At 33.5% G+C, this 20129-nt stretch carries 19 protein-coding genes; all 19 read right to left on the bottom strand.

All coding sequences use genetic code 11. The annotated features are described in order from the left end of the window. Positions 1 to 29: 29 nt before the first annotated feature. On the bottom strand, positions 30 to 1037 hold the full coding sequence (gene rfbB / locus MKY84_RS04905; RefSeq protein WP_342528178.1) for a dTDP-glucose 4,6-dehydratase: 1008 nt from the start codon (positions 1035 to 1037) through the stop codon (positions 30 to 32). Between the two features lie 36 nt (positions 1038 to 1073). Beyond that, positions 1074 to 1478 carry a MaoC family dehydratase gene (locus MKY84_RS04900; protein ID WP_342528177.1) on the bottom strand — a complete coding sequence of 135 codons (405 nt, stop codon included), beginning with the start codon at positions 1476 to 1478 and terminating at the stop codon, positions 1074 to 1076. A gap of 17 nt (positions 1479 to 1495) precedes the next feature. Next, the gene (locus tag MKY84_RS04895; RefSeq protein ID WP_342528175.1) at positions 1496 to 2059 is read right to left on the bottom strand and encodes an acyltransferase; all 564 of its coding nucleotides are present in this window, start codon (positions 2057 to 2059) and stop codon (positions 1496 to 1498) included. Between the two features lie 15 nt (positions 2060 to 2074). Further along, the gene (gene rfbA / locus MKY84_RS04890; RefSeq protein ID WP_342528174.1) at positions 2075 to 2947 is read right to left on the bottom strand and encodes a glucose-1-phosphate thymidylyltransferase RfbA; all 873 of its coding nucleotides are present in this window, start codon (positions 2945 to 2947) and stop codon (positions 2075 to 2077) included. 8 nt (positions 2948 to 2955) lie between these two features. Next, the gene (locus tag MKY84_RS04885; protein ID WP_342528173.1) at positions 2956 to 4047 is read right to left on the bottom strand and encodes a DegT/DnrJ/EryC1/StrS family aminotransferase; all 1092 of its coding nucleotides are present in this window, start codon (positions 4045 to 4047) and stop codon (positions 2956 to 2958) included. A 28-nt stretch (positions 4048 to 4075) separates the two neighbouring features. Then, a complete protein-coding gene (locus tag MKY84_RS04880) occupies positions 4076 to 5521 on the bottom strand; it encodes a lipopolysaccharide biosynthesis protein (protein ID WP_342528172.1) in 1446 nt (481 codons plus the stop codon). Further along, complete coding sequence (locus tag MKY84_RS04875) at positions 5518 to 6504, bottom strand: glycosyltransferase (RefSeq protein ID WP_342528170.1); 987 nt, start codon at positions 6502 to 6504, stop codon at positions 5518 to 5520. Before MKY84_RS04875 ends, MKY84_RS04880 begins: the two co-directional genes overlap by 4 nt. Positions 6505 to 6566: 62 nt before the next feature. Next, complete coding sequence (locus tag MKY84_RS04870) at positions 6567 to 7793, bottom strand: O-antigen ligase family protein (protein ID WP_342528168.1); 1227 nt, start codon at positions 7791 to 7793, stop codon at positions 6567 to 6569. A 27-nt stretch (positions 7794 to 7820) separates the two neighbouring features. After that, positions 7821 to 8957, bottom strand: a complete 1137-nt coding sequence (locus tag MKY84_RS04865; RefSeq protein ID WP_342528167.1) for a glycosyltransferase — start codon at positions 8955 to 8957, stop codon at positions 7821 to 7823. Between the two features lie 64 nt (positions 8958 to 9021). Beyond that, on the bottom strand, positions 9022 to 10101 hold the full coding sequence (locus MKY84_RS04860; protein ID WP_342528165.1) for a capsular biosynthesis protein: 1080 nt from the start codon (positions 10099 to 10101) through the stop codon (positions 9022 to 9024). Continuing rightward, complete coding sequence (gene wecB / locus MKY84_RS04855; RefSeq protein ID WP_342528164.1) at positions 10098 to 11228, bottom strand: UDP-N-acetylglucosamine 2-epimerase (non-hydrolyzing); 1131 nt, start codon at positions 11226 to 11228, stop codon at positions 10098 to 10100. The genes MKY84_RS04860 and wecB overlap by 4 nt, the downstream gene beginning before the upstream one ends. Position 11229: 1 nt before the next feature. After that, positions 11230 to 12345 carry an NAD-dependent epimerase/dehydratase family protein gene (locus MKY84_RS04850; protein ID WP_342528163.1) on the bottom strand — a complete coding sequence of 372 codons (1116 nt, stop codon included), beginning with the start codon at positions 12343 to 12345 and terminating at the stop codon, positions 11230 to 11232. Next, complete coding sequence (locus tag MKY84_RS04845; protein ID WP_342528161.1) at positions 12327 to 13352, bottom strand: polysaccharide biosynthesis protein; 1026 nt, start codon at positions 13350 to 13352, stop codon at positions 12327 to 12329. The genes MKY84_RS04850 and MKY84_RS04845 overlap by 19 nt, the downstream gene beginning before the upstream one ends. Continuing rightward, complete coding sequence (locus MKY84_RS04840; RefSeq protein ID WP_342528159.1) at positions 13345 to 14568, bottom strand: glycosyltransferase family 4 protein; 1224 nt, start codon at positions 14566 to 14568, stop codon at positions 13345 to 13347. Before MKY84_RS04840 ends, MKY84_RS04845 begins: the two co-directional genes overlap by 8 nt. After that, positions 14552 to 15160 (bottom strand): sugar transferase, encoded by a 609-nt coding sequence (locus tag MKY84_RS04835; protein ID WP_342528157.1) that lies wholly within the window; start codon positions 15158 to 15160, stop codon positions 14552 to 14554. Before MKY84_RS04835 ends, MKY84_RS04840 begins: the two co-directional genes overlap by 17 nt. A 184-nt stretch (positions 15161 to 15344) precedes the next feature. Beyond that, entirely contained in the window at positions 15345 to 17204 is a 1860-nt protein-coding gene (locus MKY84_RS04830; protein ID WP_342528155.1) for a nucleoside-diphosphate sugar epimerase/dehydratase, read from the bottom strand. A 200-nt stretch (positions 17205 to 17404) separates the two neighbouring features. Next, positions 17405 to 18178 (bottom strand): CpsB/CapC family capsule biosynthesis tyrosine phosphatase, encoded by a 774-nt coding sequence (locus tag MKY84_RS04825; protein ID WP_342528154.1) that lies wholly within the window; start codon positions 18176 to 18178, stop codon positions 17405 to 17407. Positions 18179 to 18564: 386 nt separating this feature from the next. Then, positions 18565 to 19275 (bottom strand): CpsD/CapB family tyrosine-protein kinase, encoded by a 711-nt coding sequence (locus MKY84_RS04820; RefSeq protein WP_342528153.1) that lies wholly within the window; start codon positions 19273 to 19275, stop codon positions 18565 to 18567. A gap of 2 nt (positions 19276 to 19277) precedes the next feature. Next, positions 19278 to 20006, bottom strand: a complete 729-nt coding sequence (locus tag MKY84_RS04815; RefSeq protein WP_342528152.1) for a Wzz/FepE/Etk N-terminal domain-containing protein — start codon at positions 20004 to 20006, stop codon at positions 19278 to 19280. Between the last annotated feature and the right edge of the window lie 123 nt (positions 20007 to 20129).

Below are 20129 nucleotides of genomic sequence, written 5' to 3'. Positions count from 1 at the left end.
AAGTCTCCTTTTATTCAAATTAATTTATATTATTTTTCGAAATACTTTTGGTAATCTCCATTAAGAATTTCATTCCACCATTGTTCATTCTCCACATACCATTGAATAGTCTGTGCAATACCCGTGTCGAAATTATATATAGATTTCCAACCAAGTTTTTCTAACTTTGATGGATCAATTGCGTACCTTTTATCATGTCCTAAACGGTCTTCAACGAATAAAATCAATTCTTCAGATTTCCCTAGAGCTTTAATGATTGTTTGAACAACTTCTAGATTTGTTTTTTCATTATGACCACCTACGTTGTAAACTTCACCGTTTACACCATCGTGCATCACTAAATCAATCGCTGAGCAATGATCTAATACATGTAACCAATCACGAATATTTTTGCCATCTCCATATATTGGGACCTTCTCATCATTTAATACACGAGAGATAGTTAAAGGAATCAACTTTTCCGGGAAATGGTATGGCCCATAGTTATTTGAACAACGAGTAATATTGACTGGCAACTTATATGTTTCGTGATAAGCTCGTACTAATAAATCAGAAGAAGCTTTGCTTGCACTATACGGACTGTTTGGTTGAAGCGGAGTATCTTCAGTAAAAAAAGTTGTAGGATCCAAATCAAGTTCACCATAAACTTCATCTGTTGAAACATGCACAAACTTCTTAATACCGTATTGTCTCGCAGCATCCAAAAGATTTTGAGTACCAATTACATTTGTTTTCACAAAAATACCTGGATCAATAATTGAACGGTCCACATGGCTCTCTGCTGCGAAATGGACAACATAATCAAATTTTTCCACTTCAAACAATTGGAGAAGCTCTTCGCGATTAGTTATATCTCCTTTCACAAATTTATAGTTTGAATTTGTCTCAAATTCTTTATGTTTTGTAAGGTCACCGGCATAGGTAAGGGCATCTAGATTATAGATTCTATAATGGGAGTATTTTTTTAACATGAAGTGAATAAAATTCCCACCAATGAAACCTGCCCCTCCTGTAACTAAAATTTTTACTTTCTTCACCAATAATCACCTCATACAATTTTAGTAATAAACGTATTATTTAATTGCACTTATCAACAGTGTTGACTCTCCATCTAATACTATGATTTCAAATTGGTTAAAACATCTGGATTTTATTTTTACTATCTTACCAATTGATTTTTCATTAATCTCGGTAACTTCTAAAACAGCTTTAACACGGTCACCTACAAATACTGGTTCCTTAAAATTGAAAGATTGTTTAAGAAGAACTGCTCCACTACCAGGTAGTTTTGTCCCAAGTACTGCCCCGATTAAACTTCCAGTTAACAAACCATGTGCTATTCTCTTTTTAAACCTTGTATGTTTTGCAAAGCCTTCGTCTAAATGAACTGGGTTAGTGTCTAGTGTGAGATTAGCAAAATTAATAATATCACTTTCCTCAAAAGTTCTTTCTAAAAAAGCCGTTTGACCAATATACATAATTTCCTCCCTACATTCTAATATTCAGTAAGATATTTTTCTTCGAATTCTAACAATTTTTTAGACCTAGCTTTTAATTTCTTTGCGGGTACACCAGCATAAATATAAAAAGCTTCACAATTATTGTTTATAAGAGATAGACTCGCTACAGCTGCTCCTTCATCAATCACAACATTTGGCAAAACAATTGATCCTGCTCCTATAAGAGCATGCTTTTTAAGAATTACGTCTCCTACCGTCACATTTGTGTAGATAGCTGGTAATGTTGGGTTTGTCAAATAATCTCCAGAATAATCATCGTTACTAGAGTAAATAGCCACTCTTGAAGAAGTACCTGAGAAATCTTCTAAAATAATACTACCTTCACCAATAAATGAGCAATATACTGCGATATGAACATTTTTTCCAATCTTAATACCACCAGTACCAGCAGAAATAACACAGAAATCATCAATTCTAGTATTATCTCCAATAGAAATATTTTTTACATTATAAAAAGAGGATTTTTTTGATATTTTAACATTTCTTCCCACATATTTAAACCCTATCTCTTTTAACTCTTCATTTGTATAAAAGCTCATTAGTCATCTCCTTAGCTACCTTTTATTTAAAGCTATATCAGATAGATACTTCCCATATTCGGTTTTATTTAAAGGAATAGAAAGCTCAAGTAATTGTTCTTTAGTAATATAGCCTTTTCTAAATGAAATTTCCTCTACACATGCTATATAAAGGCCCTGTCGCTTTTGAATAGCCTCTACGAAATTAGATGCCTCTAGTAAGGATTCATGAGTACCTGTATCTAACCAAGCCAATCCCCTACCAGTAAGTTCCACCCTTAACTCTTTTCTTTTTAGATAATGATCTATAACAGAAGTGATTTCTAACTCTCCACGTTGGGAAGGAAGAATACTTTTAGCTATTTCTACGACACTACTGTCAAAGAAATATAAGCCTGGTACTGCATAAGAAGATTTTGGATGTAGAGGCTTTTCTTCAATAGAAATAGCGTTCAGTTTTGCATCAACTTCAACTACACCATATGAGGTAGGATCCTTTACATAGCAACCAAATATTAGAGCACCACTTTGAATTTTTGCTGCTTCTATTAATCGATTTCCAAAGTTTGATCCGTAAAAAATATTATCACCTAGGACTAATGCTACTGGTGAATTGTTTATGAACTCTTCTCCCAATATAAATGCTTCAGCCAATCCATTAGGCTTCTCTTGTACTAAGTATTCTATATTAAGTCCTAAATGAGAACCATCTTCTAGTAATTCTTTAAATACCTTAACATCTCTAGGTGTAGAAATAATCAATATTTCCTTGATGCCTGATAACATTAAAACTGAAAGTGGATAATAAATCATTGGCTTATCATATATTGGTAATATTTGCTTGGATATTGATTTTGTCAAAGGATATAATCGCGTCCCTGCCCCACCTGCTAAGATAATACCTTTCATGTTTATACCTACTTCCTATATTTTATAATTTCACATATTCGATCGACGTCACTTAAACTAAGGTCGGCATACAATGGTAAGGTCAAAACCCTATCAGCTATATATTGTGCAACTGGAGTATATCCTTTATTAATTTTATTATGATAACAAGTAAGTTCACTAGTTAGAGGATAAAAGTATTTACGAGAGAAAATATCATTTTCTTCCAATAAAACTTTGACTTCATCTCTTGAAAGAGAGTAGTTATTGAAAATCACAGGAAAATATGAATAATTACTAGCGACATCCTCTTGAATAATTGGTAATTTTATCCCTTTTATTCCATCTAAATTATTTCGATACCTTTCTACAATTAACTTTCTCTTAAAAATTTCATCATTAATACGCCTTAAATTACAAATTCCCATAGCGGCTTGAAATTCATTCATTTTTGCATTACCCGCAATATAATTTGCATCTTCTTGAGAAGTTATCCCGAAATTTTGAAGAACTTTCAACAAGTCTGCATAACCATTATTCTTGAACGTTAATCCTCCGCCTTCAATTGTATTAAACACTTTAGTCGCATGGAAACTAAACATAGATATGTCTCCAAAGTTTCCAGAAGCTACTCCTTTATATTTTGTTCCAAAAGCATGAGCCGCATCATATATTACTTTTAAATTGTATTTATTAGCTATTCTTTCAATCTCCTCAACATCGCATATGTTACCATACACGTGCACAGGCATGATTGCACTAGTTTTTTCTGTAATTAAAGATTCAATTAAATTTACATCAATAGTATAGTCAACTGAGTTAATATCACAAAATACCGGTGTCAAACCATTTCTAACAATTGCATGAGTGGTCGAGACAAACGTGAATGGAGTAGTAATAACTTCTCCTTCCAAATCTAATGCCTCAAGGGCTATTTCAAGTGCTAGATGACCATTTGCGAACAAAGAAATATTTGGAACATCCATATATAATTTTAATTCTTCTTGAAGTTTGTAATATTTATCTCCCATATTAGTAAGCCAATGTGTTTCCCATATACTTTTAATTTCTTCTATATATTCGTTATACGGCGGGAGTGTAGATTTTGTAACATTAATCATATAATTCCTCATTTCTATTAATAAATATTCAAGCTAAAAATTTTCTACTCAATTCGAATACTTCCTTGTCAACTTTGGTAATTTTAGAGTAAATAATATAAGATATTAATCCAGTAACAAATAATATAATCATTTTATACGCTTCATGTAGCTCCTCACAATAAAGCAGTGTTATATAAAGAGTTACACCAGTTAAAATCGCATTAATTAAATACTTATAAACATCTTTAGCCTGGGATAAAAACCCGTAGTTTAAAAATTTTCCTGAGTAATGTGCGTTTATAAATAATGCCAAAAATGAAGAAATTACAAATGTGCTGATCAAAATATATATGTTAGAAGTAAATGATAAGAATAGAATTATTAAACTTGTGTTAACTAAAAGCTTTACAATTTCTAGCTTTAAAACTAAATCAGATCTTCCTTTAACTTGCAGCAGATTCAAGTTTATTACATGTATAGGATAAAAAATACCAGCAAAACAAATGATTTGGAAAAAGGGTATAGCACTCATCCACTTTTCCCCTAATAATAATATTATAAAGGAATTAGAGGACACTATTAATATTATTATTATTGGAAAGGTTATAAATGATGAAAGCTTAATTAATATTCTATAATTTTGTTTTAAAATTATATCATCATTCTGTATTTTACTTAAAACAGGGTATGTAACTTTTTGCAATGCTGTGGTTATTATTTGCGAAGAAACATCAGCGAGTAATTTCCCTTGAGTATAATATCCAACCATATTAATGTTATAGAATTTTCCAATAAAAATATTATAAAAGTTTTGATAAAAGGTATTTATAAGGCCAGAAAGTAATAATTTCCAACCGAAATTGAATAAATACTTAAAAATCGCAAAATCAAAATTAAGTTTTGGAGTCCACTTATTGAGAACAATTAACAAAATACTTTGAAATAAATTATTTAAAATAATTTGTAATATCAAACTCCAAACTCCAAACTCCATATATGCCAAAAGTAAAGCAATACTTCCAGAAAGCAAATTAGAAGACAAATTAATTATACTTTCTACTTTGAAATTCAGATTTCTTATTAACATAGTTCTTTGAATTATACTAAGACTATTAATAAGTACGACTAAACCTAGTACTCTAATTAGTGAAACTAAAGAAGGCTGATCATAAAATTCAGAAATATATGGAGCACTTAAAAATAGAAGAATATAGATGAGTATTGATATGGTAATATTGAAAAAAAACACTGTTGAATAATGTATGTCCTTGATATCAGGTTCTCGTATTAATGCACTTTGCATACCACTATTCACCAAAGCATTTGATATAGCAATAAATATTAAAATTAGTCCTATAAGTCCGAATTCTTCCGGAGTCAAAAGTCTTGCAAGAGCAATTTGAAAAATTAAAGTTAATCCTTTAGAAGAAAAAAAGTCAATTAGCGTCCAAAAAAATCCAATTAAAGTTGTTTTTTTAAGAGATTTTTTCATAGTTTTTTATTGAATGCTATTTTCAAAGAGTGGTATTTTCTTAATATACTTTCAATTATATTAGGAAATAAAGTAACCATTCCAACTTTTAAAATATATGAAATTTTATAATTTTTAGTATAACTAAATATTTTTCTATCCAATAAAAATTTATATTTTTTTTCCAATATATTTATTCTTAACTCATAATTATTAATGATTTTGGTAAATTCAATATTGTGCTTAAATTTATAATATCTATTAGCTTCTTCTAAAATCTCATTTCGCTCTTTAAATTTCCTAATAATATTTGACTTAGAGTATTCTTCTCTATCTTTTGTCATAGCTGATCCCTCGACACCTACTCTGTAAGCAGACATAATTCGATCGAAGAATCTGATTTTACCAGTGGCACTACTTATTACTGCTAATGTGTAATCACTGTTGGCAGTCTTAGTTGCCCATTGAGGAATTTCATCTTTAATAACACTATTTCTTAAAAATAATGATGATAAATGTAAAACTCCCCCCATAGCCACATCACTTAACGTATAATCTTTATCGCCTCTATTTACTGGGCCCAGAAATCCACCATTAGATTCTCCACTAATATTGACCTTTACTACTCCGTGAAAACATGAACTATATTCAAGATTCTGTTCAAGAAAATCAAATTGAATTTGTAATTTGTTTTTATCAACCCAATAATCATCCCCTTCACAAAAAGCAAGATAATTTGTATTTACATTCGGTATAACATGCTCATACAAGATACGTATTTTTTGTGAATATTGATTTGTATCTTGATAAATTGTTTTTATCAGATCAGGATATTTTTTTCTAAATTCTTCAATTATATTCCTTGTATTATCAGTTGAAGCATCATCGTGAACAATAATTTCATATTCAAATGTTGTTTTTTGATTTACTAAACTTTTTAATGTCTCTTTAATATATTTTTCATGATTATAAGTAATACAACATATTGAAACTATTGGCGTCATTTTATACTCCTTAAATTTGACTTAATATTGTATTTATTAAAGTAAAATTTCAATAAAATTATTTACTTAATTTCAACTTTAATCGCTTTTCTAGATTTTAATAAAATAAGCGTAGTGATAAACCAAAATTCACTGGTTATTAAGTAGCTTCCACTAAACATTAATATTGTTAGAGGAAAGATTAGAATATATAGATAAATCAAATCACTACTATTAAATTTTATTAATCTAAAAACTTTAAAGATTATTAATAATAAAACAATACTCATTAAACCACTATATAATATTCCTCCTGAAAGCATAAATTCCAGAAAAATATTATGAGGATTAGGTGAATAATTCCAATAAGAAAAAATTCCATATCCCCAAATAGGATTTTCACTAATTAATGATATTACGTTGGAATATACTAAATCCCTATCTGATGTACCAGCCCAATTGATTCTCAACCCATCACCTAAAAATTCTGTTGCTCTTTTAAATCCAGTATTTATAGAAGAATTGTTAAGTAAGGTTGGAAAACTAAAATAAAAGATTGTTAATACCATGACTATGTAGAGTAAACTTTTGTAATATTTAAATTTCAATAAAAATAAAATGGTTAATAATAAATAAAGTACTGAGAGAACAAGAGCACCTCTCCCACCTGGTAGAATTACGGAAATAAGGTTAAAAATAGATATAATTGACAAAAATAGCAAATATAGTTTGTTCCTCAAGAATGAAAAATTTGTATGATTTTTATTGAAAAACAAAAAATATATGGAAAGCCCGAATGAAAATGCTGCTATGTATGAAGCAGCTTGATAATTTAACAAACTTATAGATCTATCATATGTTCCCCATAAAGCTGGAAGCAAAATTGTTAATATATTATTTAGAGATGCAATCAACATAAAAAATTCTATAAGTCTGTTAAAAGATAAATATCTATTTTCATTGTCTATAATTATCGCTGTTAAAATAGCTGGGACAGACCATAGGATGAAATAGCCAAACCATATAGCTTCTTGATTTCCTAAATACCCTTTAAATAATATACCAAGAAAAAAAAGTAAAATTATAGAATATGGTATTAAAAAATAGATTAGAGGTTCTAATCTAGAAGTCAATCCATAATTAGTAATATGTTTAAGATAAATTATGTAAATAATTATTGCTATAAAAAAATTGTATGCAATATACACTAAATTTGAATTGGAATCATTGAATTCCAGTCCTAAAATTCCACTGAATATGAAAAAACAGTTTATACTAAACACAGCAATAAAAAGAATTATATTTTTCAAATACTGCTTCCCCCAACACTTATATATTTATAAATTTTCTTTAATTTTATTAAATTGATTTTTATATTCCAAATGTTTAAGTTGTTTAATAAAGTCTGGTCTATCATGATTATGATTTTCTATTAAATTCATAAGAATATTAGATGCACCTTCTAAATCATCCACTTCAAATAATGTTGATTTATCTATTACTCTTTCTGAATTAGATTTGTGATTTTCCATAATAACTTTACACCCGCAGACTTGAGCATGGATTGAACTTAATGATGTTTCTTTAGGGAATATACAAATATCTGAAGTCGAAAAATACTTGTAAAGTTCTTCATACTCTTTCGCATCGTCCAATATAATATTCACTCTATTTCTCAATTGATTATATTTAGGTAAAAATACACTATCCATATATTTAGGTTCTTTAGAACCAATAAATAATAAATTTATTTTCAAATTATTATTGTATAATAATAATTGCTCAACCATTTTTAGAATAAGATCAGGTCTTTTATACATATTAAATTTCCCAATATAAGATATTAATATTTCATTTTCATTAATATTATAGTGCTTTCTGAGGCTTACTCTAGAAGAATAATCAAAATACATTGTTTCGTCACTATACCCGTGAGGCAAAAGTTGAATTTTTTCATCATTGACCCCTAGCCTATTTAAATATTCCCATTCTTCTAATCCTAAAGCATATACCTTTTCGTATTTATTAGTATTATTAATTTTGTTAGCAAAAAATAATCTGAAAAATATATAATATAATTTTCTTAGCCTATTTCTCGAAGCTACCCAAGACATATGACAATCTCTAACAATTTTATATGGCTTTTTTTTTCTCCATAATACTAAATCTTTAAAATCTCCAATGCCATGTAAATAAACAAGGTCTGGATTCAAATCTTCTATTATCTTTGAATAATTCTCCATAATAATTCTTGATGACATTCTAAATTTAACTTTTAGGCGAATTATTTTCACCCCAGTTTTTTTTTCATAAGCTTCATCCATTTTTGAATCATATAATTTATGAAATGGACTCATATCTGTTGATGAGAGAAGGTATACATCATCATCAAAATTCTTACTTGCCAATAATAACTCATTAATTTGATATCCAGCTGACGGATCAAAATGATCTTCAACATGTACTATTCTCAATATATAATAACCACCTTATTTTGATTATTTTCATGAAGTATACTTTTCTAGATTAAAATTATCATTACTTTAAATCTTCAACAAATTTACTTACTGTCCTTTTAAATAACTCGTTTTCTGCATTAACCTTAGTTAAAAATTTCTCACAATTCATTTCAAAGTCCTTCCGATTAATGCTTTCATAAAATTCATACAAATCATTTGCAGAGTCATAATCATCTAGGTCAAATACAAATCCCAAACCATACTTTGAAACTACCGAAGCCATATGTGTCTTTGGTGAGACTAATATTGGGATTTTTAATTTAGCTGCATAATATAATTTATTTGATAATGCATGATCTAATAAAGGTGAGTTATTTCCGTATAAATTATTAATCAAATCTGTGTTTAAATAATATCTTAATGTTTCTTCAGTAGGGAAACGATCTACTAATTCTACATTTAGTGCTTTAACTTTGTAGCAATATTCCTTTAGAGCTAAAGCACCAGTACCTATGAATTTCAATCTAAATCTTTCATCGTTTTTAAATTTGTCTATTACTTTTATATTTTGATCATGAAATCTAATTAAACCAATGCATGAAATATTAATTTGTTTCTCGCTTCTCTCCTCGTTTTTAAGTTCAATAAACTTATTAGTGTCTAAAGCAATATCATTATGAACAAGTATATATTCATGTTCTGGCAAAAAATTCTTAAAACCATCTGAAGATATAATAGAGTATGCTGAGTTTTTCACTAGCCATTTAATTATTTTTAAGAACAATGGATTTTTTTCCATAGTATAATCTCTAATATCTAATATATATTTTTTTTTGTAACTCCTTTTAAGTATTGATAAAAGTAAAATACCTACACTTGTTTGAAGAAGAATTATTCCACTATACTGATTTTCATTTAGAATTCGAGTCATAAAATTTTTAAATTTTATATAACCTATTAACTTCATAATTTTCCCTTTATCTTCGGTCAATTCATAATCGAAACTATAAATCTTTTTCGCATTTTGGTTATCCTCTTTGAGTCCATGCCTATTCCAATATATAAGATCATAGTCACAATCAATATTTTCTAAATACTTCTCAATATAAGGACTTAAATAAAGATTGCCAAGGGAAACCAAACAAATTTTTTTTCTCATTTTTCATTACTCCAAACAACTTTATTCACATAATTAATATAAGATATAATAATCCTAATTACCTTATCTCCAACATTAGGCATAGAATAATCCGCCACTAATCGAAGCGTATCCATGTCTTGAGTTTCCAAAATCTCAAGTCCCTGCAAGATCCGCTCTTTCTCAAGCCCCACCATCATAACGGCTGCTTCCTCCATAGCTTCTGGTCGCTCATGAGCCTCACGAATATTTAAAGCCTTAAATTTAAGAATCGAAGATTCCTCACTAATCGTTCCACTATCACTTAAAACTGCTTTAGAATTAATTTGTAATTTATTATAATCAATAAACCCTAACGGCTTTAATGTTTGAACAAGATTATGGAATTTAACCCCTTTTTCTTCAATCATCTTCATCGTCCTAGGATGCGTACTGATGATAATTGGATATTGATACTTCTCAGCGATTGTATTTAATGTTTCAACCAAGTTCATAAAGTTCTTATTAGAAGAAATATTTTCTTCCCGGTGTGCAGATACTAAAAAGTATTTACCCTCTTCTAGTTTTAAGCGTTTTAATACATCTGAATTCGCAATTTCTTCCTTACGGCTATTCAAAACCTCAAACATAGGACTACCAGTTTTAATAATGCGATCAGCTGGTAAACCTTCACGTAATAAATACTCGCGTGCAATGTCTGAATAAGTAAGGTTGATATCTGCTACATGATCAACAATTTTACGGTTTGTTTCTTCAGGAACACGCTGATCGAAACAACGATTTCCTGCTTCCATATGGAATATTGGAATCTGGCGACGTTTCGCCGCAATAGCACATAGACAACTATTCGTATCGCCCAACACTAAAAATGCATCTGGTTTCACTTTTTCAAGAATCGGGTCAATCTTAATCAAGATATTTCCAACAGTTTCAACAGCAGTACCTGTAGCTGCATTCAAGAAATAATCAGGCTTTTTCAAGTTAAAGTCTTTAAAGAAAACTTCATTCAATTCATAGTCATAGTTCTGACCTGTGTGAACTAGAATATGTTCAATTGCATTTGATTCTTCTAATTTATTGATGACTGCTGATAAACGAATGATTTCTGGTCTCGTACCAACTACCGTCATTACTTTTAGTTTCTTCACATTAAACCTCCAAGAAATAGGTGTCCGGATTATCAGGATCGAATGGTTCATTTACCCACATAACCGTCACCATATCTGTTTCTCCTAAATTTTCGATATTGTGTGTGTAACCTACAGGAATATCTACAGCTTCTAACTTATCACCACTTACAAAGTACTCAATAACCTTTTCTTCATCTGGCTTGCGGAATCGAAGAACTCCATTCCCACTCACGACCAAGAATTTTTCATTTTTTGTGTGATGCCAATGGTTACCTTTTGTGATTCCTGGTTTAGAAATGTTAATAGAAACTTGACCTCTATCTACAGTTTTAATGAACTCCGTAAAGGAACCTCGGTGGTCCACGTTCATTTTTAACTCATAACTGAATTGATCTTCAGGTAAAAAGCTTAAATATGTACTATATAACTTTTTCTCAAATGGATTGTCTAATTTCGGAAGGCTTCTATTTTCACGTGAAGCTTTAAAAGAGTAAATTAACTCAACAATTTCGCCAAGCTTCTTCTTATGAATTACTGGTACTTCTCTATAAAGAGTGTTCATACCCTCTAAACATTTGATGAATTCATTTACTACATCATCGATATAAACTAAAGTAAGTTCTACATTCGGATTATTGACTTGAATTGGAAGGTCGCGAGCAATATTATAACAAAATGTTGCAATCGCACTATTATAATTTGGTTTGCTCCATTTACCGAATACATTTGGTAAGCGATAGATACCGCATTCAATCTTATTTTCTTTAGCGTATTTTTCAACTGCTTCTTCTGCTGCTTTTTTACTAAGTCCATAAGCATTCTCACTCGCAGCTTGTTTGGAGGAAGTAACTACAATTGGCACTATATTGTTTACTTCAATTAGACAATCTATTATTTGTTGAGTAAAACCTCTATTTCCTATTTCAAACTCCTCTTCCTTGATTGGTCGATTGATACCTGCCAAATGATAGACAAAATTTGTCTCTTTTAGAATTGAATTTATATGTTCATTGGAGGTATTTCTGGTAATCAGTGAAAGGTTTGAATAGCCTTGGTTCTTAAGTTGACTCAGTAAATTATTTCCAATAAAGCCGTTTGCGCCGGTGATAACAATATTTAATTCTTTGTTTGCCATTTGCGTAACTCCTCTTGAACATAGTCGAGAGCCAACAATTTCTCTTTAATCTCTGTTATTGATAATCGATGTGTATTGTGAGAATTATATTCATGTTCTGATGAAAGTTTTTGATCACCCTCTACAAAATACTTATCATAGTTTAAATCGCGCTTATCTGCTGGGACGCGATAAAAGTCACCCATATCTTGTGCAACTACGTGCTCTTCACGAGTCAGTAATGTTTCAAATGTCTTTTCACCATGTCGAGTTCCAATTACGCGAACTTTATTGTCTACATTAAATAACTCTTTTAATGCAGTTGCCAATTCTCCAATTGTTGATGCTGGTGACTTCTGAACCATGATATCTCCTGCTTCTGCATTTTTGAAGGCAAAAACAACAAGCTCAACCGCATCTTCTAAACTCATTAAAAATCGAGTCATCCCTGGATCTGTCACCGTTAAATCTTTTCCAGCCTTGATTTGTTCTATAAACAAAGGAATAACTGATCCGCGTGATGCCATTACGTTTCCATAACGCGTACCACAAATTAATGTCTTCTCTGAATCCACTTTATTTGCTTTTGCCACAAATACTTTTTCCATCATTGCTTTTGAAATTCCCATAGCATTGATAGGGTAAGCGGCCTTGTCTGTAGATAAGCAAATCACTTTTTTAACACCTGCTTCAACTGCAGTAGTTACTACATTATCCGTTCCAATAATATTCGTTTTCACAGCTTCCATTGGAAAGAATTCGCAAGATGGAACTTGTTTTAATGCAGCAGCATGAAATACGTAATCAACCCCATACATCGCATCTTTTAAGCTATCAACGTTCCGTACATCACCCAGATAAAACTTTAATTTATCATCATTATATTTTTTGCGCATATCATCTTGTTTCTTTTCATCACGGGAAAATATACGAATTTCTTTAACATCTGTATGTAAGAAGCGGTTCATTACAGCATTACCAAATGATCCAGTCCCACCAGTAATTAATAATGTTTTATTTTTAAACATTTGAATCCCCCAATAATATAAGTTCACTTTCTAATGAGTCCATAAATTTTTGTTTATTAAACTCTTTTCTATAATAGTTTAATGAATTAATCCCAAGTAAATCCATCTTAGCATCCGTGCTCATTTTTAAAATATTCTCTGCTAATAATTTAGGATTCTCTGCTTCTGAAGCATACCCACAATTAGCTTCATTAATTAAACGCTGCCCCTCCCCATCAATGCTTGCAACAATGGGTTTTCCTGCTGCCATGTACGACTGAACTTTACCCGGCAGAGTATAAGATATTAGATCATCTTTTTTCAGAGTTAATAGCATTACATCAGCCATATTATAGTAATTAGGCATATCTGTTATAGGCTTTCTACCGTAAAAAATCACATTATCTAATTCATACAAAGTAGCTAAGGCCTTACATCCTTCTAATGATGTGCCATCACCTACAATGTGAAATATGATTTTATTATTCTCTTTTAAAATCTTAGCTGCTTCAACGATAGTTTCTACACTTTGCATTACACCTACGTTGCCTGCAAAAACTAGGTTAAAATCATTGTTTAGTTTATTATTAGTGTTATCTTCTCCAAAAAGATCCTCAGCATATTGAGGTAGATAACTGATTTTATTAGTATCCACTTTCAAATCTTGGTCAAAATATCTGATGAACATTTTAGACGTTACCGCTATTCCATCAGCCGATTGATAAATCCATTTAGAAATTTTTTTTATAATCTTATATATACTGTTTTCTTGACTGATACCACCAGAAGCCAAACTAGCAGGCCATAAATCCAGACAATAAAGAAATAGCTTTTTATTATATACTTTTTTGTAAACTATAGCAGGTATAGTCATAAAAACAGGCGATAATTGATTTACAAAAATAACATCAAAGTCTTTTTTTAAATTTAAACTTTTAATACTTCCGCTTAATGCGAAACTAAAGTAGTTAAGAAACAATTGAGCTTTAGATTTACCCCTAGGTATCTCTAAAACTCGTTTGACTTGAACTCCATTAATAGTTTCATTTCTATTTTTACCAAATTTATATTCCGGATGAATTTCTCCTTCAGGGTAATTTGGTAAACCTGTTAACACTGTTACTTTGTGACCTCTACGCACCAACTCTTCGCATATATCAGTGATACGAAATGGCTCCGGATAATAGTATTGACAAACAACTAATATTTTCACTTTTCCACTACTTTTCTTTTTCAATATTTTCAGTACTGACTCCTTCAACAACTCCATCACTCTTCAAAACACTCAAGATTGTTAACAAGAAACACTTCGTATCCATCCACAAACTTTTCTTCTCCACATACTCCCCATCTAACCTGGCTTTCACATCAATCGGCAATTCATCTCGCCCATTGATTTGCGCCCAGCCAGTTAATCCAGGTGGTACATCATTGGCTCCATATTTATCACGTTCTTCAATCAAATCGTATTGATTCCAAAGTGCTGGGCGTGGCCCAATAATACTCATCTCCCCACGGAAAATGTTCCAAATTTGAGGAAGTTCATCTAACGAGGACTTGCGTAAGAATTTGCCTATTTTCGTAATGTACTGATCCGGCTTCTCCAGTAAATGTGTCGGTGAATCTATTGGAGTATCAATTCGCATCGTTCGGAACTTCAATATATTAAAATATGTTTTATTTAAACCGACTCTCTTTTGCTTAAATAAGATTGGTCCTTCTGACTCTACTTTGATTAACACTGCCAATAAGATAAAGAGTGGTGACAAAGTAATTAATGCAGCTCCAGATAATATTAAATCGATTAGTCTCTTGAAAAGTTCATACATAACACGAGTCTGCCCTTCATAAGAAAACGCACACCGGCATTCCACCGGGTGCATTTTGCAGTAGTTTCTTCTATTATATACACTTAGTGTACACGACTCTTACAGCCGTCACCGTATAATTTTCGTAAATTCTGTACTTCTCGTCATCTAATCGTCGGCCGAAGGCTGACACATCTTTTGAATTTTACACCTTTACCAAAACCGAAGGCTCCACAACCTTCTTCCGCTCCATCAAACTCCCAACATTCTTCCGATTAGCAAGTCCTACAAGAACCGCCTTGATCTGCCCCTCATCCATCGTCGGCAACTTCTCCAACACATAATTGAGCTCTGTCGCCACAATCGGAGTCGCTCGCCCAATATGAATTTTCGGGAACACAAAGCCTTGTTGAATCTCTGCCGGATCAAGAAGTTCTTCGTACATTTTTTCGCCTGGTCGAATCCCCGAGAACTTAATACCAATCTCTTCAACCGTATAACCCGACAACTGAATGACATTTTTCGCAAGATCTACAATCTTCACCGGCTCACCCATATCTAGCACAAACACTTCGCCACCTTTAGCGAGCGTTCCAGCTTGAATAACAAGTCTTGAAGCTTCTGGAATGGTCATGAAGTAGCGCGTCATTTCAGGGTCTGTAACCGTTACAGGTCCACCTGCAGCTATCTGCTTCTTAAACAGCGGTACTACCGAACCGCGAGAACCAAGTACATTGCCGAATCGCACAGCTGCGAACTTCGTCTTACTTGTTTTCGCTAAATTCTGCACAATCATCTCAGCGAAGCGCTTAGTTGCACCCATGACGTTTGGTGGGTTAACCGCCTTGTCTGTAGAAACCAGTACAAAGTGACCGACTCCAAATGTATCTGCCGCTTCTGCGACATTCTTTGTCCCGTAAATATTGTTCTTCACTGCTTCTGCAGGATTGGATTCCATCAGAGGCACATGCTTGTGTGCAGCTGCGTGGTAAATCACATCTGGCTTGTAATTCTGAACGATTTCAAAGATACGTTCACGGTCCTGCACGTCGGCAATTACCGGTATAATTTCTGTCCCTTGAGGAACCTTTTCTTTCAATTCCATGTCTATTAAGTAAATCGAATTCTCACCGTGTCCGAGAAGCAACAGCTTAGACGGATTAAAACGAAGCACCTGGCGACAAATCTCAGACCCGATGGAACCACCAGCTCCTGTTACCAGGATGGTCTTGTTCGTAATCTTTTCTGAAATCGCATTAAGATCCAGTTCAATCTCTTCACGACCGAGCAACTCTTCAATCTTAACGTCTTTAATATCACTTACAGATACTTTCCCAGTAAGAAGATCTTCAATAAGTGGCATAGCCTGGACCTTAGCGCCTGTGTCAATGGCACGTTGTTTGAGTACCGTTGAAGTGGTCTTATCCAGTGACGGAATCGCAATGATGATATGCTCAACGTCTAGATTATGTACATGTTCTTTCAGCAATGTCGTATCGGTTAATACCGGCATCCCTAAGATTTCAAGACCTGTACGGTTTTTGTTATCATCGATAAACGCTACTGGGTAAAGTGGTGAGTCAAAGCTACGTAGCAATTGACGTGCCACCATGGTTCCCGCAGAGCCAGCTCCAATGATCATCGTGCGTTTTTTATGGGTATGTCTTCTAGGAGTTAAGACATTGTCCCGCGTGATACGCCAAGATAATCGTGAACCACCGATTAAGATGATGTGAAGCATCCACGTGATAATCAACGCTCGCATCATTACATTGCCCGTAAATACGAGTTGGGCTATTGCTACGACAATGATCGATAAGGTTACTGCTAAAGCAATGGACATCAATTCACGAACAGAGGCATATTCCCAAACCTTCTTGTATAAACCAAAGTATAAGGCGAATGCATGGTGCGCTATGAAGATGGCCAAGGAGCTTACAAGCAAGTAACTTTGTGCAAAGGGATTATCTACTGGGTATAAGAAAAAATAACCAATATAAATAGAAAATAAGACAATAAACGAATCCACGAAAATCAACGCAGACATTCGGCGCTTTAACGACAAACAGGGATCCTCCCTTCCAAAAACTAGTTACTGAAATTATAGCATTTTCCAGATATGATAGAAACACGTCATTACCATTCTGGCAACTTTAGAATTCAGTCAACTGAAGTCAATGTGCCAATACTCGCATTTTCTCCCAGATGCAGTAAAAAAACCGCAAGATTCGACAAAAGTCGAATATTACGTTTTTATGACAATTATTACTTTTTGGATAAAAAAGCAAATTTTTCTTTTATAAACGAGACTTTTCGTTCAATTATCAAAAGATTTTTGTTTTGAAGTATCCTTTCATTATTTTCCAAGAAATACTCCACCATATCCTGTCGATTTTTACTTTCCAGATACGAAAGTCCTTTATCAAATGAAAACGCTCGCACTTTTTTATCATGCACATCTGAGCCATAACAGTGTATTAAGCCTTCATCTATCATTTTTAGACTGATTCGTTGAATCTCTTTTCCAAAGTCTCCTGATACACTGCCCGCCGTCACTTGCGCAAAAGCCCCAGCTTCAATCAACTCTCGAAGTTTCTTCGTGTTGCTCGCGAATACTTTGTTGCGCTCTGGATGAGCGATGACCGGTCTATACCCAGCTTGTACTAGCTGACGCAATATCTCACGAGTGAATAGCGGCACCGTCCCTGATGGAAACTCTACTAAAACATATGTAGATGTATGAAGAGGCGCTATTTGTTTGGTACGAATCTGTTCCACTAGATCTTCTGTAATGCGAACTTCATGTCCTCTATAGAGCGTGATCCCGAGTCGCTCCTCGTCACTCATTTGTTGTAGCTCTTGTAGTTTTTGTTCTACTTCAGTTATATCTGCATGAAAATTGGGATGCAGTGCATGCGAAGTCGCGATGATCTGTTCAATTCCCTCTTTTGCTGCCAATCGAATAAGCTCCATTGCTTCTTGTTTTGTAGATGGTCCATCATCTACGCCCCAAATAATGTGGGAATGGATATCGATCATGGTGGTTCCTCCTGCCTGATTTTAAATAGCGTCATACTTTTATCTGTACATGTTTTATCATATCATACAGAATTAGGTAGATGATAGGACTTTTTTCAGTGATAAATCGACAAATTCTTCAAATAGTGTGTGTTATCTCTTTATTTCATTGTTTAAAAAAAATCAGCAGGTCCTCTAGATCGCACTCCAGAGAAACTACTGATGTTAGTTACGTTGAGTTCCGTTCCTGGACTGCTTTCCGTGGGCGCGTCGTGAGTCTCCTCGTCGCAAGCTCCTGCGGGGTCTCACGTTCCGACTTTTGATCCCACTGGAGTCAGTCCCTCCACTCCACTCAACTTGATAACTACTAAATTTTATAAATACGATTTATTCTAGTCTATTAAAGATTATTTCTCAGTTGCACCATAGTACTGATAGTAGTAATAGTGATCTTTTTCCATCTTGAATTTGTTTAGGACAACTCCTAAAATGTGCGCTTGGGAAGAATCTAGTAATTCTTTTGCACGCTTCACGCTATCTTTTTGCGTTGTACCCGCTAAAATCACGAGCACAGTCCCATCACACTTGTTGGCCAGGATTTGAGAATCTGTGACAGATAATAATGGTGGCGCATCAAAGATAATCAAGTCATACTCACGTGTCAAATCTTCCACCATGTCATCAAACTGTTTTGAGGCTAATAGCTCTGCTGGGTTTGGTGGCACTGGCCCACTCGTGATGAAGTCGAGGTTCGGTGTGCCTTCTGATGGGTGAATGGTCTCTGACCAAGTTGATTGCTTCGTTAACACATTCGACAAGCCATTGGTGTTTTCTGTATGCATCGTCAAGTGAAGTGTCGGCTTCCGCATATCCGCATCGATAAACAGGACCTTTTTGCCTTCTTGCGCAAATAAGTGAGCTAAGTTGGCAGATACGGTCGATTTGCCTTCTGCTTGGACTGATGACGTGAAAACAAGTGTCTTCAAGTCCCCAGCAGGTACTGAGAAGTTTATGTTTGTACGGGCAGTACGGAACTGTTCAGAGATAATCGATTTTGGGCTACGTTCCACGACGACTTGTCGCGATTGTTCTACGATAAACTTTGGTTTCTTCGCCATGGTTACACCTTCTTCCTACGAGACTGCATTGCAGATGGATCGACTTCAACTTCTGGAATCGGACTGATCAAGCCCAGGATTGGCAAATCAAGAAGTTCTTCGATGTCTTGTTCTGTCTTCACTGTTGTATCTAAGTATTCAAGCAAGAATGCGATACCCACACCAAGCATTAAACCAACCACTGCGGCAATTGCCATATTTAGTTCTGGATTTGGTTTGATTGGAGCTGGGTCTTCATTATGTTCAGCTGGTGACAAGATATTGACATTATTAACATTCATCAAGTCCACAATCTCTTCTTGGAACACTTGCGCTGTTGTGTTGGCAATATCGACTGCCCGGAAATGTTCTGTGTCTTGTACGACCAGGTTAATGACCTGTGAGTCTTGCGCGCTGTTTACGGTAATCGCATTACTCAAAGCTGCAGGTGTTGTATCGAGGTCTAGACGTTCGATAACAATCGATAGAATTGCAGGTGTCTTCATAATGACGTTATATGTATTAATCAATTGCAAGTTGGTTTGAATGTCCTGAGAGGTGTACTGAGGTACTTCCATTGAGGATTCATTCTTATTCACGAGGATTTGGGCTTCGGCTTGGTAAACAGGTGTCATAAAGAAATAACTGATGATAGCGGCTGTTGCTATGCCGAGGATCATTAGTGAAAGAATCATCCAGATACGTTTCTTCAGAACCTGGAACAATTCTTGCAAGCTGATGGTTTCTTCCATGGGATGACGAGTCTCCTTTAGTGTTCGTTTTCTACTCGTATTAGTATAGCATAGCGGGTGTCAAAGATTAACAGATTTTTGAGTGAATTGTCTAAAAAGGTCGATTTTTGCGTTAGGTAGGAG

This window comes from Chryseomicrobium sp. FSL W7-1435 (assembly GCF_038595005.1).
In the GTDB taxonomy this organism is placed as follows: domain Bacteria; phylum Bacillota; class Bacilli; order Bacillales_A; family Planococcaceae; genus Chryseomicrobium.
This window is presented reverse-complemented; position numbering and strand designations above follow the sequence as displayed.

Coding starts and splice junctions, on each gene's coding strand:
- MKY84_RS04900 (WP_342528177.1), bottom strand. CDS start 1,478: ATGTATATTGGTCAAACGGCTTTTTTAGAAAGAACTTTTGAGGAAAGT.
- MKY84_RS04895 (WP_342528175.1), bottom strand. CDS start 2,059: ATGAGCTTTTATACAAATGAAGAGTTAAAAGAGATAGGGTTTAAATAT.
- rfbA (WP_342528174.1), bottom strand. CDS start 2,947: ATGAAAGGTATTATCTTAGCAGGTGGGGCAGGGACGCGATTATATCCT.
- MKY84_RS04885 (WP_342528173.1), bottom strand. CDS start 4,047: ATGATTAATGTTACAAAATCTACACTCCCGCCGTATAACGAATATATA.
- MKY84_RS04880 (WP_342528172.1), bottom strand. CDS start 5,521: ATGAAAAAATCTCTTAAAAAAACAACTTTAATTGGATTTTTTTGGACG.
- MKY84_RS04875 (WP_342528170.1), bottom strand. CDS start 6,504: ATGACGCCAATAGTTTCAATATGTTGTATTACTTATAATCATGAAAAA.
- MKY84_RS04860 (WP_342528165.1), bottom strand. CDS start 10,101: ATGAGAAAAAAAATTTGTTTGGTTTCCCTTGGCAATCTTTATTTAAGT.
- MKY84_RS04850 (WP_342528163.1), bottom strand. CDS start 12,345: ATGGCAAACAAAGAATTAAATATTGTTATCACCGGCGCAAACGGCTTT.
- MKY84_RS04845 (WP_342528161.1), bottom strand. CDS start 13,352: ATGTTTAAAAATAAAACATTATTAATTACTGGTGGGACTGGATCATTT.
- MKY84_RS04835 (WP_342528157.1), bottom strand. CDS start 15,160: ATGTATGAACTTTTCAAGAGACTAATCGATTTAATATTATCTGGAGCT.
- MKY84_RS04825 (WP_342528154.1), bottom strand. CDS start 18,178: ATGATCGATATCCATTCCCACATTATTTGGGGCGTAGATGATGGACCA.
- MKY84_RS04820 (WP_342528153.1), bottom strand. CDS start 19,275: ATGGCGAAGAAACCAAAGTTTATCGTAGAACAATCGCGACAAGTCGTC.
- MKY84_RS04815 (WP_342528152.1), bottom strand. CDS start 20,006: ATGGAAGAAACCATCAGCTTGCAAGAATTGTTCCAGGTTCTGAAGAAA.